Source organism: Chelatococcus asaccharovorans, from assembly GCF_003201475.1.
Taxonomy (GTDB): domain Bacteria; phylum Pseudomonadota; class Alphaproteobacteria; order Rhizobiales; family Beijerinckiaceae; genus Chelatococcus; species Chelatococcus asaccharovorans.
Genome location: NZ_QJJK01000007.1, coordinates 377,717 through 391,077 on the forward strand (window position 1 = coordinate 377,717; position 13,361 = coordinate 391,077).

Annotated in this window: 15 protein-coding genes; 7 read left to right on the forward strand and 8 right to left on the reverse strand. The window is 64.9% G+C overall.

All coding sequences use genetic code 11. The features are described from left to right. Positions 1–187 precede the first annotated feature (187 nt). On the forward strand, positions 188–2,995 hold the full coding sequence (locus tag C7450_RS18565) for an ATP-binding protein (RefSeq protein ID WP_170147313.1): 2,808 nt from the start codon (positions 188–190) through the stop codon (positions 2,993–2,995). A gap of 216 nt (positions 2,996–3,211) precedes the next feature. Here the strand turns inward: C7450_RS18565 and C7450_RS18570 are convergent, their stop codons facing one another. From C7450_RS18570 to C7450_RS18585, 4 genes are all read right to left on the reverse strand, one after another. Beyond that, entirely contained in the window at positions 3,212–3,469 is a 258-nt protein-coding gene (locus C7450_RS18570) for a TfoX/Sxy family DNA transformation protein (RefSeq protein ID WP_110375917.1), read from the reverse strand. Beyond that, complete coding sequence (locus C7450_RS18575) at positions 3,466–4,155, reverse strand: helix-turn-helix transcriptional regulator (RefSeq protein WP_110375918.1); 690 nt, start codon at positions 4,153–4,155, stop codon at positions 3,466–3,468. The genes C7450_RS18570 and C7450_RS18575 overlap by 4 nt, the downstream gene beginning before the upstream one ends. A 7-nt stretch (positions 4,156–4,162) precedes the next feature. Then, on the reverse strand, positions 4,163–4,465 hold the full coding sequence (locus C7450_RS18580; protein WP_110375919.1) for an antibiotic biosynthesis monooxygenase family protein: 303 nt from the start codon (positions 4,463–4,465) through the stop codon (positions 4,163–4,165). Positions 4,466–4,570: 105 nt separating this feature from the next. Further along, positions 4,571–4,735 (reverse strand): hypothetical protein, encoded by a 165-nt coding sequence (locus C7450_RS18585; protein WP_245449901.1) that lies wholly within the window; start codon positions 4,733–4,735, stop codon positions 4,571–4,573. A 71-nt stretch (positions 4,736–4,806) separates the two neighbouring features. Here C7450_RS18585 and C7450_RS18590 point away from each other — a divergent pair, with 71 nt between their 5' ends. From C7450_RS18590 to C7450_RS18605, 4 genes are read left to right on the forward strand one after another with little or no spacing between them, the layout of a single operon-like run. Further along, positions 4,807–5,322: a winged helix-turn-helix transcriptional regulator gene (locus C7450_RS18590; protein ID WP_110375920.1), complete on the forward strand. Its 516-nt coding sequence runs from the start codon at positions 4,807–4,809 to the stop codon at positions 5,320–5,322. Positions 5,323–5,331: 9 nt separating this feature from the next. Continuing rightward, positions 5,332–6,594 (forward strand): beta-ketoacyl-ACP synthase II, encoded by a 1,263-nt coding sequence (gene fabF / locus C7450_RS18595; RefSeq protein ID WP_110376018.1) that lies wholly within the window; start codon positions 5,332–5,334, stop codon positions 6,592–6,594. Positions 6,595–6,654: 60 nt separating this feature from the next. Further along, a complete protein-coding gene (locus C7450_RS18600) occupies positions 6,655–6,906 on the forward strand; it encodes a tautomerase family protein (RefSeq protein ID WP_110376019.1) in 252 nt (83 codons plus the stop codon). Continuing rightward, on the forward strand, positions 6,896–7,417 hold the full coding sequence (locus tag C7450_RS18605) for a PaaI family thioesterase (protein WP_110375921.1): 522 nt from the start codon (positions 6,896–6,898) through the stop codon (positions 7,415–7,417). The genes C7450_RS18600 and C7450_RS18605 overlap by 11 nt, the downstream gene beginning before the upstream one ends. A gap of 220 nt (positions 7,418–7,637) precedes the next feature. Here C7450_RS18605 and C7450_RS18610 read toward each other — a convergent pair whose 3' ends face one another. The 4 genes from C7450_RS18610 to C7450_RS18625 form a co-directional block, all read right to left on the reverse strand. Beyond that, a complete protein-coding gene (locus C7450_RS18610) occupies positions 7,638–8,051 on the reverse strand; it encodes a carboxymuconolactone decarboxylase family protein (protein WP_110375922.1) in 414 nt (137 codons plus the stop codon). Further along, positions 7,987–8,415 (reverse strand): MerR family transcriptional regulator, encoded by a 429-nt coding sequence (locus C7450_RS18615; protein ID WP_110375923.1) that lies wholly within the window; start codon positions 8,413–8,415, stop codon positions 7,987–7,989. The genes C7450_RS18610 and C7450_RS18615 overlap by 65 nt, the downstream gene beginning before the upstream one ends. 138 nt (positions 8,416–8,553) lie before the next feature. Further along, complete coding sequence (locus C7450_RS18620; RefSeq protein ID WP_110375924.1) at positions 8,554–9,594, reverse strand: aldo/keto reductase; 1,041 nt, start codon at positions 9,592–9,594, stop codon at positions 8,554–8,556. Between the two features lie 428 nt (positions 9,595–10,022). Beyond that, entirely contained in the window at positions 10,023–10,730 is a 708-nt protein-coding gene (locus C7450_RS18625) for a glutathione S-transferase (protein WP_110375925.1), read from the reverse strand. Between the two features lie 408 nt (positions 10,731–11,138). On the opposite strand from C7450_RS18625, the gene C7450_RS18630 reads away from it, so the two are divergent. Together C7450_RS18630 and C7450_RS18635 are read left to right on the forward strand one after the other, a co-directional pair. After that, positions 11,139–12,074 (forward strand): pirin family protein, encoded by a 936-nt coding sequence (locus tag C7450_RS18630; protein ID WP_110376020.1) that lies wholly within the window; start codon positions 11,139–11,141, stop codon positions 12,072–12,074. Positions 12,075–12,370: 296 nt separating this feature from the next. Next, positions 12,371–13,357: an ABC transporter ATP-binding protein gene (locus C7450_RS18635; protein WP_110375926.1), complete on the forward strand. Its 987-nt coding sequence runs from the start codon at positions 12,371–12,373 to the stop codon at positions 13,355–13,357. Positions 13,358–13,361: the final 4 nt, after the last annotated feature.

Here is a 13,361-nt window from a genome sequence, read left to right on the forward strand (position 1 = left end):
GCGACGCCGGGTTTTCGGAAGACAGGCCCGCCGTTCTCTCCAACATGTTCAACGGCCTGAATATGTCGGCGCAGGAGCGGAAGCTGTGACAGGTCGTGCAGCCGCCCGGACGGACAAGGTCTTGCCTGCCCCGCCGCACACCCAAGCCGGTGCGCGCCCGGGGACGGTATCGTTCGGAAGCTTCCGAGTGGATCACGCACGCCGGCTCCTCTTGAGAGATGGCGAGCCCGTGCGGGTCGGCTCGCGTGCTCTGGATCTGCTGATCGCCCTTGTTGACCGCGCCGGAGACGTCGTCGGCAAACATGAACTGCTGGACGTCGTATGGAAGGGGGTGGTCGTCGACGAAGCGGCCGTCAGGGTGCACCTGGCCTCTCTTCGCCGTGCCCTCGGAGACGGTCGAGACGGTGCTCGGTACATCGTCAATATCCCAGGCCGGGGCTACAGCTTCGTCGCTCCGATCGCACGTGATGAGCCGAAGGCACACCCGCCGCAGGCAGAGCCTCCGGTTGCCCGATCCATTGGCCCGGTGCCGGCGCCGTCGCGCGCGCCGATCGGCCGGGATCATGTTATCGGCAGCCTGAGCGAACTCCTCCTGACGCGAAGGTTTGTCAGCGTCGTCGGGGCGGGAGGCATCGGCAAGACGACGGTGGCGGCAGCCATCGCGCAGAGGCTGCGGTCGGAATTCGGCGATGACAATGTCGTCTTCGTCGATTTCGGCGCCGTTTCCGAGCCCGAACTGGTTCTGGGCGCGATAACCTCCGCGGTCGGCTGCGCTGTCGGCGGGGCAGATCCTTTCGCCGAACTGCTCACCTTCCTCGACGAAAAGCGCATGCTGATCGTCTTCGACAGTTGCGAGCATCTCGTCGACCAGACCTCGCAGCTGGCAGGCAAACTGTATCAGCGTGCGCCCAGCGTCCATATGCTGATCACCTCCCGGGAGTCGTTGCGTGTCGAGGGAGAGACCGTCCATCTGCTTAGCCCCTTGGCCTACCCGGCCGACGAGAAGCCGACCGCCGCCGAGGCGCTGGCGACGCCGGCCGTGCAACTCTTCATGGATCGGGCAGCCTTCAGCGGATTTCATGGAGAATTGACCGACGGCGATGCACCGGTCGTAGCCGAGATATGCCGGCGGACTGACGGCATCGCGCTGGCCATCGAACTGGCTGCCAGCCGCGTTGGCACTTATGGCATTCACGGTGTCGCCAGTTTGCTCGCAGGCAACATGGAACTCAGCCTGACGGGCCGGCGCAACGTCGTCGCACGACATCGAACGCTGGAAGCGATGCTGGACTGGAGCTTCAACCTGCTCGCGGAAGACGAGCGGCGCATCCTTTGCCGGCTGTCCGTGTTTGTTGGCCTCTTCACGATGGAGGCTGCCTGCTCTGTCGCGGGAGATGGAGAGCAGGATGCAGCGGTCGCAGCGACCTTGGCAAGTCTTGTCGACAAGTCCCTCGTATGGGTCCAGCCCGAAGGTGAGGGGGTCTTCTACCGCCTTCCCGACATGACGCGCGCCTATGCGAGGGGCAGGCTGGACGAGAGTGATACGTCGGGATCGATCGCCGATCGTCACGCCCGCTATTTCGCGGCCCTGTTCAAGGCAATTGCGCTGGAGCACGGCGCATATACCGACATCGGCCGCTACGTGCCGCATATTGGCAATGTGCGCAAAGCATTGGAATGGAGCTTCTCCAGTGACGATCGGCACGCGATCGGCGTTGAGCTTGCAGCCGATTCGGCGCCTCTTTTCCTCGGTCTCTGGCTGCTCACGGAGTCCAGTCATTGGGCGCGTCGGGCGTTGGAGGTCGCCAAAGGCGTCAGCGATCTCCCGCGACGGGAAGTCCGTCTGCTTGAGGCGTTGGCGGTGTCGACGATGCACACGCTTGGCAACACGCAGGAGGTACGCAACGCCATCGAGCGGGGGTTGAATCTGTCGGACACCGAGGGAGGCGGTTTGACGCAACTCCGCCTGCTCGCCGGCCTCAACCTTTTTCTCACCAGGCTTGGTGATTTCGACGGCGCCCTGGCCGCCGCGAAAAGAAGCGGGGCGATTGCCGCGAAAAGCGGAACGCCTGGCGACCGAGTCATCGCCGAATGGATACTCGCCGCAGCCTATCACATGGCGGGCGATCAGGCAGCGGCGCTCGACCATTGCGAGCGCGGCTTCATGCTGGAGGCAAATGTCGGTCAGCTGGAAATTAATCTGTTTGGATACGATCACCACCTGCGCGCCGAACTTGCGCGGGCACGCGCGCTCAGCCTGAGGGGGGCTCCTGTTGCTGCCAGCCAACTGGTCCTTGAGGCAATGGACCGGGCCTCCCGGTCGTCTCTTCCAGGCGACTACAGCATGGCTGCCGCTCATGGCATTCCGGTTCTGCTCTGGAGTGGCAGCGTCGACCAGTCGGGAGAACATATCGAGCGTCTGCTCGCTCATGCCGAGCGGCACGCGCTCAAGAGTCACGCGGCTGCCGCCTTGGTGCTGCGAGGAGAACGGCTCCTACTTCTCGGAGAATCCCCGGCCGGTCTCGAGACGCTGCGGGAAGCGCTCAACATGCTCGTTCGCGAGCGCTTCCACATGATCATTCCGGCTGCGTCGCGGTCTCTTGCCGAGGCGCTCGCCCAATGCGGCAACCATGGCGAGGCGGCCGCGACCGTTGACGGTGCGATTTCCTCCGCGACGAAGATGTCTCAAAGGTTTTATCTGCCAGATCTTCTTCGTACGCGAGGTGAGATCCTCCTGCGCGGCCCCTCTCCCGATGTCGAAGCGGCAGAGGCGGCGTTCCGGAGTTCGATCGAACTGGCAAGAGATCAGTCCGCAACAGCCTGGGAGCTGAAGGCTGCCGTTCCGCTGGCTCGCCTCCTGCTTCAACAGGGAAGGGACGCCGAAGCGCAGGCACTCCTGGGATCGATCTATGAAGCCCACCCGGAAAAGGACGGCACGAGGGAGCTCACCGAAGCCGCGCATATATTGAGGAGAGCGCCGCGGGAACCTGATTGACCTGCCCATTCCTGTTTGCGTCTCTTTACGCCGCTTTGCGCCACGTTGCGGCAGTTGGCGCCCCACGTTCCGCCGTCAGGCCCATCCTCACGCAGCTGCACAACCGTTCGCATGTGCTTAAAGGCCAAGCCGAGCTAACAACATATATGCTCTCGTCACATTCATGGATCTTGCGATGACGGAAGGCCCAACTGCATCGTTGATGGGGCCCAGCGGCTACGGCCGACGGGCCGCCTTGCGCAGATCGTCCCTGACTGAAGGCTCAAGGGAACGCCAGTCGCAGTCGCGTAACGCCGCCTCCATGGCATAAAGCGCGACGAGCGTGACATGCCGGCCGAAGCGGAATTTGAGCCGATGATAAGCCTCGACCGCGCCCAGTCGCCGCAGCGCTTCTTCGCTGCCGATATCGACCTCGGCGAGCATCCGGGCCGTCGCCGGACCGAGATTGCGCATCTCCGCGATCGGCCGGCTCAAGCGGTTCCCTCCCGGGCCCGCAGCTGTGCCAGGTAATCCTGGTAGGTCTTGCCGGCCTCCACGGGAAAGGTGCCGCGTCCGGACGATACGGCCTCGATTCGATCGGCACGGAACACACGGAAGTCCGACCGCGCCTCGCACCAGGCCGTGAGCGTCCAGACCCGCCCCCAGAATTCCAGATGGAGCGGCCTGACGGTCCTGTCCGACAGCATTCCGTCGCGCCGACGGTATGTCATGGCGAGCAGGGCGCGCGCCTTGACGGCATCGCGCAGGATCGGCAGGAAGCGCTGAGGACCTGTCGGAGCCGGCGTGAACAGGCTGACTGCGCCGGCATGGTCGGCCCCTCTTTGCGACGTGGGCGCAACGGCGTCGATCTTGACCTTCAGCCGCGCGGCCGCCTCCGATAGCGCGGGGTCTCCCATGCGCGAAACGAGTTCAACGCCGAGATGCAGGGCTTCCAGCTCCGCGCTGCTGAGCGTGAGCGGCGGCAGGAAGATGGGTTCGCGCAGGATGTATCCCACCCCACGCTCGCCCTCGATCGGTATGCCGGATGCGACGAGCGTGTCGATGTCGCGATAGACGGTTCGCAGCGACGTCTCCAGCCGCTCGGCCAGATCGCGGCCGCGCCAGAACCGGCCCTCGCGAAAGAGCTGCAAGAGTTCGAAGAGACGGTCGGTCCGGCGCATCGGTCGCTCATTCTGCCATCAGCATCAGCCTGTTATGTGCCATGACGGCGGATGACGCGTCGATAGCGGCGATAAACGCTGCGAGCGAAGGGGCTTTCATCAAGGCGTCCGCCGCCGCGCGCGCCGCCTCCATGTCCGTCCACTCCACATGGTCGATCCAGGCGCCGTCGCCGCCCTTCGACAGGTGGCGCCGGACGAAACCCTGGCATGATTGCAGAAACCGACTTGCCTTTTTAGCTTCCTCGAGAAAGTCCTCTTCGGAAGAGCCGGACGTGAGCCTGAAGTGAACGATCTCGATGATGCCTGTCATGGTCGCCTCGCGATGTTTGAACGATTGCAGGCGACACGCTAGTCCCGCGCAACTGCCAAGTGTCTGTCAGTTGGATGTAAGTGTCTGTCAGTTGCCGAACGTTTGTCAGTTGCCAAATGTTTCCGTTACATCGGCCCTCTGCAGGCGTTCGAGCGCGTCATAGGTGCGGGCGCTGAGACGGCCGCGGTAGGTGAGGGTCTCGTCCATATCGGTCAGGACAAAGCGGACACTGCGAAACGCCGATATCTCGGCTTCGGCTAAAGGCCTCAAGGCATTCTCCGGTGGGGGCGGACTCGATTGTCGGTTGCGTTTTGCTATTGACTGCGTTAGTTGGTATCAAAATGCAACCTAAAGCGCGTTCCCTTGCCGAATGTCCCGCCGCCCGCGCGCTCGAATGCGTCGGCGAGTGGTGGAGCATTCTGATCCTGCGCGATGCCTTCCAGGGCATCACGCGCTTCGAGGAGTTCAAGACGAGTCTGGGGATCGCACCGAACATTCTGTCGCGGCGCCTTGCGCATCTGACCGAGGCGGGGCTGTTCGAGCGGCGCCTCTACAGCGAGAAGCCGCCGCGTCACGACTATGTGCTGACCGAGAAGGGGCGCGATTTCTTCCCCGTCGTGGTGGCGCTGTTCGCCTGGGGCAACAGGCATCTTGCGCCCGAAGGCGAGGCGGTTCTGCTTGCCGAACGCAAAACGGCGCGTCCGCTCGATCCGCTCATGGTCGATGCGGAAAGCCGGGCGCCGATCACGACCGCCAATGTCGCCCTCGTTGCCGGTCCGAGCGCCAGCCAGGCCATGCGCAGGCGCCTTGATTCGAACCGGGCATTGCGACCCGGCAATTTCCCCCACGAAGGATAGGTGGTCGCCATGCGCAGGATCGTTGTCACGGGTCTCGGTGCGGTTTCGCCGCTGGGCTGCGGCGTTGAACTCGCCTGGTCGCGTCTCTTGGCCGGCCGTTCCGGCCTGCGCGCATTGCCGGAATGGGCGGCGAGCCTTCCGGCCAAGGTCGCCGGGCTGGTGCCCGGCAAGGCGGAGGATGCGGAAGGCGGCTTCGACCCGGACGCCGCCGCCGCCCCGAAAGATCAGCGCAAGATGGACCGCTTCATCCTGTTCGCGCTGGTCGCGGCGGCCGAAGCGATCGCCCAGGCCGGATGGGCGCCGGCCGATGCGCGGGCGGCCGAGCGCACCGCGACCGTGATCGCGTCGGGCATCGGCGGTTTCCCCGCCATCGTCGAGGCGGTGCGGACCACGGACCAGCGCGGCGTCCGTCGTCTCTCGCCCTTCATCGTCCCCTCGTTCCTGGCCAATCTGGCCGCCGGCCATATCTCCATCCGGCACGGCTTCAAGGGACCGATCGGCACGCCCGTCACCGCCTGTGCCGCAAGCGTGCAGGCCATTGGCGATGCGGCGCGCCTGATCCGCGCTGGCGAGGTCGACATTGCGGTCTGCGGCGGCGCCGAAGCCTGTATCGATCTCGTCAGCCTGGGCGGCTTCGCCGCCGCGCGGGCCCTCTCGACCGGCTTCAACGAGACGCCTGAACGCGCGTCGCGGCCCTTCGACAGGGATCGCGACGGCTTCGTCATGGGCGAGGGCGCGGGCATTCTCGTCATCGAGGATCTGGAGCATGCGCGCGCCCGCGGCGCGACACCGATCGCGGAGGTCGTCGGCTACGGCACGACGGCCGACGCCTACCATATCACCTCGGGACCGGAAGACGGCAGCGGAGCAGCGCGCGCGATGGACGCTGCGCTGCGACAGGCCGGTCTCGCGCCGGGCGAGGTGCAGCATCTCAACGCGCATTCGACATCGACGCCGGTCGGCGACCACGGCGAATTGGCCGCCATCAAGACGGTGTTCGGCGGGGAGGGCACGATTGCCGTGAGCGCCACGAAGGCGGCGACCGGCCATCTGCTCGGCGCCGCCGGCGGGCTCGAAGCGGTCTTCACCATCCTTGCGCTGCGTGATCAGATCGCACCGCCGACCCTCAATCTGGAAAACCCCGATGCTGCGGCGGAGGGGCTCGATCTTGTCGCGGGCGAGGCGAGGCCGATGGCGATGGAACACGCTATCTCGAACGGCTTCGGCTTTGGCGGGGTCAATGCCAGCATCATCCTGCGGCGATGGTCGTGATCGACGGCGTCCTTGGCGTTGGCGGGTGGAACACGAGAACCCTTGGAGAGCGAGGCCTTTATGCCTGTGATTACCATTCGGATTGGAAAGGGACGCCCCATCGAGACGAAACGAGCCGCCGCTCAGGCCATCACTGATGCGGTGGTCTCGACGCTTGGCGTCCGGCGCGAGTGGGTGACGATCCTGTTCGATGAATACGACCGTGAGAATTGGGCAACGGGCGGAGAATTGCACGTCGACAAGTTCGGCCCGGGCTTTGGAGCTGCCGGGACCGAGACAGGCGCCTCTGGCCGAGGGTCCCATGAGCAATGAGCCGATCCAGTCGGACACCCGCGTCGGCGCGGCACCGCCTGATATAGTGAGCGCGTTGAGCGGGCTCGATTTCCTGCAGCGGATGGGCGACGGTCGGCTTCCCCCGCCCCCCATCGCCGAACTGCTCGGCTTCGCGCCGCAGGAGATCGAGGCAGGGCGGGCTGTGTTCGTGTCGACGCCCGATGCCCGTCACTACAATCCGATCGGCTCGGTGCATGGCGGATACGCCGCAACGTTGCTCGATTCCTGCATGGCCTGCGCGGTCCACTCGATGCTCAAAGCCGGTCAGGGCTATACGACCGTCGAGCTCAAGGTGAATTTCGTGCGTCCGCTCTTCGCTGACACCGGCGCGATCCGCGCCGAAGGTAAGATCATCCATGTCGGCAGACAGATTGCTTCCGCCGAGGGACGACTGACCGACGCGCGCGGCAGGCTTCTGGCGCACGCGACGACGACATGCCTGGTGTTCAGCTTTCCCGCCTCACAGAGGGCAGGCGAGGCCGGCGGATAGCGCCAGATCCTGTATGGCAGCACGGAATCGCGAGGATGCTTGAGCAGGTATCCGCATCCGGTGCGTGGCGGCGTTCGACAAGCCGGATCTCGACCTCGTCACCGTTCCTGCACTCCCGACGTCTCGAGACGTCGAATGCTGTGATGGCCTAAGCTGGGATGTGCCCCCGCGCAGCACGCCCGGCCCGCCGGGGTCGTCCTGACGCCGGAACAGTCAAGTCTCATCCGGCCGTGTTCCCATCCGTCAGGTGAGAGTAGACCTCCTTGGCCGCGAACAGGCCGTTGAGCGCTGCCGGAAAGCCGGCGTAAACCGCCATCTGCATGATGACTTCGGTGATTTCCTCACGGGTAAGCCCGACATGCAATCCGGCCTCGATATGGACCTTCAGCTGCGGCGCGGCGTTGCCCAGCGCCGTCAGCGCCGCGATGGTGGCAATTTCGCGCGCCCTGAGGTCGAGACCGGGACGGTTGTAGATGTCGCCGAAGGGAAACTCGATGATATAGGTGGCGAAGTCGGGCGCAATGTCGGCCAGTGCGGCGATGACCTTGGCGCCCGCCTCGCCGTCGATTTCAGCGAGCGCGCGCTGTCCGCGTTGCAACCGGCTTTCGCCGGCGTTCTGGGGGTGTTGCGTCATAATCTGCCATCCTCTGTTGGTCGCCGGCATATCCGGCGATCTTGGTGTCGAGGACGAGAAGACAGGCTTCGAGCTCGGCCAAATGGGCGCGAACGCGTTCACGATGCTGTTCCAGCAGGTCGCAGCGTTCGGCTTCCGTGCCGTCGCCGCGCTCCCGCAAGGCCGCATAGCGCAGCATGTCCCGGATCGGCATTCCGGTCGTTTTCAGACGCCCGAGAAATTCGATCCAGATCAGGATGGATGCGTCATAGTCCCGTTGGCGCGATCGGTCCCGGTCGGCATAGGGGATGAGCCCGATCCGCTCGTAATAGCGGATCGTATGGGCCGAAAGTCCCGTTCGCTTGGCCAGTTCACCGATCTTCATGCGTACCTGTTTCGTCACGACGCGCGGCAAGCTACAGGTTAGAGTGCACTCTAGGTCAAGCGCTTTTCGACTGACGGAATCTGACGGCGTGGCCCTCGCGGAGCCCCGCATGCGGCCGATTATCGGCGCTGATCGACCTCATCTGCCGACAATCGGCGGATTGCGGCGGGCGAAGCCCTCCTGAATCCGGTACGGAAAATGCGGGTACGGCGGCATGACGGTGCTCGCCGTGTCGAGCCGGGCGATCTGGTCCGGTGTCAGCGCCCAGCCGACGGCGTCCAAATTCTGCCGGAGCTGGGCCTCGTTACGCGCGCCGATGATGACGGACGAGACCGTTGGACGCTGGATCAGCCAGTTGAGCGCGATCTGCGGCACGGCCTTGCCGGTCTCCTCGGCCAGCTCGTCGAGCACGTCGATGACGCGGTAGAGGCGTTCCTCGTCGACCGGCGGTCCGAACTGCGCCGTCCCGTGCAGCCGGCTTCCTTCGGGCAGCGGCGTGCCACGCCGGATCTTGCCGGTCAGCCGTCCCCAGCCGAGCGGGCTCCAGACGAGCGCGCCGAGGCCCTGGTCGGCGCCGAGCGGCATGAGGTCCCATTCGTAATCGCGGCCGACGAGCGAATAATAGACCTGATGGGCGACATAGCGCGGCCAGCCGTGCGCTTCGGCGACGGCGAGCGACTTCATGATCTGCCAACCCGCGAAATTCGACACGCCGACATAGCGGATTTTGCCGGCGCGAACGAGCGCATCAAGCGTCGCCAGCACCTCTTCGACCGGCGTTCCCGCATCGAAGGCGTGGAGCTGCAGGAGATCGATATAATCGGTGCCGAGCCGCTTCAGCGCATCGTCGACCGCGCGGATCAGGCGAAGGCGCGAGGTGCCGGCGTCGTTCGGCCCGTCGCCCATCGGCAGGCCGGTCTTGGTGGAGATCAGCACGGCGTCGCGCCGGCCCTTGATCGCCGCGCCGAGAACTTCTTCGGAGGCGCCGTTGGAATAGACGTCGGCCGTGTCGAACAGGTTGACGCCGGCCTCGAGGCAGATGTCGACGAGGCGACGCGCCTCGGTGGCGTCGCTCGTGCCCCAATTGCCAAAGAGCGGGCCGCTGCCGCCGAATGTGCCGGCGCCGAAGCTCAAGACCGGGACCTTGAGCCCCGAGCGGCCGAGAAAGCGAGTGTCCATGGCATGTCCTTTCCTGAGCCGTGAAGCTGTGATGGCTTCAGCGGGTGCCGCGCCCCGCGCGGTCCTTGCCGGCAGCGAGGGCTGCGACGACGATCACCGCGACCGGCACGGTGAGTGCTAGGACAACAGATAGATGTTCGGCCTTCGATGATATAGAACGCCGACAGGAATATCATTTGTGAATTGAATGACGACAGCGCGCTCCGCTCGTTCGCTCCTGCAGTCAGCCACGCCCTACGCGCGATACCGGGAGACCCATTTGCGGGCCGTCGCCAGGCAGACGCCTGCGGCATAGGGGGAACCAGATGCTCTCGACCAAACGGCGTCAACGGGCATTCCTGTGAATGTCCCTCCGATCCCTCCGGGGCTCTGGCGTCGCGCAACCTCAGCGTCCCCGGTCCGGACCGGATGGACAATCTATTGAGAGCTCACGGCGAAGCGCCCAGAACCTTGCGCAGCGAGGCCTCGATCTGGCCGCCGCAATAGGCGTCGCCATAATCCTTGCGCGCCTTGGCGGCCAGCTCGGCCAGCGGTGGCAGATCGGCAATCCGCCGCGTCAGTGCTGCCGTCATGGGCGCCGTCTCCTCCAGGATCGCGGCGATCTCATGAAATCGATCTGCCATGGTCGACCACAGCGTCGCCGTCACGACATCCGCGATGCCCGGTACCTTGCCGCCGAGCAGGAAGCCGGAATCCGGCGTAAGGCCGTGGCGGTGGCCGGTTTCTTCCCAGAGTGCCATCCACTTCTCCAGGCGGGGAACAAAGGCGCGCCAGCGCTCCCGCGTCCACATCTCACGGCCGCCATCCAGGGTGATGTCGTCGATCACGTCGTTGGCATCATTGACGACCTTCATGGTGAGCGCGCGCAATGCCGGGGTGGCAGGCATCAGGTCCAGGGTTTCGCCCAGATAGAGAACGATGGCCGGCATCTCGGCGATGGCGAAATTCGCCTTCTTGTCGATGAGCAGGGGTGGCCCCATGAAGGGGACCGGCATCTGCCTCACCGGCCCCTCCATCAACCGCGCGATGGCGTCGTCGCCGCCTTCGATCCAGGTTTTGCCGGCATAGGCGAGGACGGCACGCACGAACTGACCGCGGAACGGCACGGACCAGTAGTAGAATTCATAATCAGACATCTCAGGGCTCCAGGCTCGTTAAGTCCAACCTGCGCCACGCCAAAGCGCATGCGAAGTCAATTGTACGGCGCGATCGCGTCCGAAACACGATGGCCCCCGCGCGAGCCCCGCTGGAACGCCCCGGGCCCCATCGCCGGCGCGTTCCCCTTGCTGCGACGCAGCTTGAGTTATCAAGGGGCTAGTGGTTCTGCTCCGACATTTGAGTCCCGCCTGACATCAGGCTCCAGATCAAATGTCAAATTCGCTCCACTCGTCGGGCAGACGCGCGCACGGCAGATTTCAGTGTAGTCTGGCCGAAAGCGCTCGCCCGCTCGCATGGTCCGGGTTGATCGCGATGAGGCCTTAGCATCGGCAGGGCGAGACAGCCCGGAAGGCCACGACCTGAAGCCTGATGAGAGGATGACGCGCATGAGTTGGAACCCAGCCCTCGAACCGGGGTGCCCCGACGCGGTGGGTATCGATGCCATCGAGACCCTTATTGTTCCACGGGCCAGAGACCTTGGCGGCTTCGAGGTTCGGCGCGCCCTGCCGGCGCCGAAGCGGCAGATGGTCGGGCCCTTCATCTTCTTCGACCAGGCGGGGCCTGCCGAATTGTTGACCGGTCAGGGCATCGACGTTCGGCCCCACCCGCATATCGGCCTCGGCACCGTCACCTATCTCTATCGCGGAGACTTCCACCACCGCGACAGCACGGGTGCCGACCAGGTGATCCGTCCCGGCGCGCTGAACTGGATGATCGCCGGACGCGGCGTGTCCCATTCGGAGCGCACGTCCGCCGCCGCCCGAACCGGTCCGAACAGCCTGTTCGGAATCCAGACATGGCTGGCGCTGCCCGACAGCCATGAGGACATGGCGCCCACATTCGAGCACCACGGCAAAGAGACGCTGCCGGTGATCGAGGATCGTGGCGCCTCTGTCCGGCTCATCCTCGGGAACGCTTATGGCGAGAGGGCCCCCGCGACACTGTTCTCGGAGACGTTCTACGCCGACGTGACGCTCGCAGCCGGCTGCCGGTTGCCGATGCCGGACGACCACGAAGACAGGGGCATCTACATCGTCGAAGGGTCGATCTCGGTTGCCGGCCAGGATTTCGAGGCAGGTCGGATGATGGTCTTCCGCCCGGGCGACAGGATCACCGTCGCCGCCGGCGCGCGCGGCGCGCGGCTGATGATCCTCGGCGGCGCGACCTTTCCGGGCCCTCGTTACATCTGGTGGAACTTCGTTGCCTCCTCGCGGGAGCGTATCGAAGAGGCCAAGGCCGAATGGCGCGCCGAGAACTGGGGCAAGGGGCGCTTCGATCTGCCGCTCGACGACCGTGACGAGCACATCCCCCTGCCGGACTGACCGAGCTTCGGGGGAGGGCACCTGGCACCGGCCCGAACGGTTCAGACGCGATGAGACGTCGCGTGACATGACCGCCAGGGCCGATGGGGTCGGCCCTTCCGCGGTGGGGAGGTCGGTCCCCCCGATCGGCCGGGGGATCGCATCGTTCTCACATGTTCTCTCGCATTGCCGCATATGTCATCACGATGTCACGTGGGTTCATTAGCGAAAACACGGACGTCGCCGTGCGCGACCTGTGGTTTGCATGAGGCAAGTGAAGGCCCTTTGAACGCGCCTTCCGAGAGAAAGCTCTGCGAATGGCGCTTGTCGAGATCGAGAACCTGACCGTGACCTTCGGCGGAGCCCCGGCGGTTCGCAATGTGAATCTCGCGGTTGGCGAGGGGGAAGCGATCGGTGTGATCGGCGAGAGCGGGTGCGGAAAGTCCGTGACTTGGCTCGCCGCGCTGGGTCTGTTGCCGGGACATGTCGCGATCGACGGGCAGGTCAGGTTGGCGGGCGAAGACATCCGCGGTGCCCCGCCCAAAGTGCTCGACCGGATTCGCGGCCGACGGATCGCGATGATCTTCCAGGATCCCGCGAGCGCGCTGAACCCGACCAAAAAGGTCGGTCGACAGGTTACGGAAGTGCTCAAACTGCACCGCGGAATGGGCGGTGACGCGGCATGGGCCGAGGCGAAGCGGTTGTTCGATCAGGTCGGCATTCCAGATCCGGCCGAGCGCCTCAAGGCCTATCCCCATCAATTGTCGGGGGGGCAAAACCAACGCGTGATGATTGCCATGGCATTGGCCGGCCAGCCCGACGTTCTGGTTGCGGACGAACCTACAACGGCCCTGGATGTCACCATCCAGGCGCAAATTCTGGACCTTCTGAAGGTTATACGGCGCGATACCGGCATGGCGCTGGTGCTGATCTCGCATGATCTCGGCGTTGTCGCGGAGGTCTGCAGCCGCGCCTATGTGATGTATGCCGGGACGGTCGTCGAGGAGGGCACGGTCGCGAGCCTTTTTTCTGCGCCCAGTCATCCCTACACGCGTGGACTGCTTGCAGCACTCCCCTCACTAGGCGGTCCGGTCCAGCGGCTACGCTCCATTCCAGGCAGCGTTCCGCATCCGAACGAGGTCGGCAGCGGCTGCCCGTTCGCACCGCGCTGTGACGAGGGAATATCCTTCTGTCAGCGAGCATCGCCGCCTCTTCGGCAATTGTCTGTGGAATTCCGGCACGCCGTCGCCTGCCTGCGGCGACATTCCATCGCGATCGGTGACATGGTGGAGGTCGCGGCGTGAATCG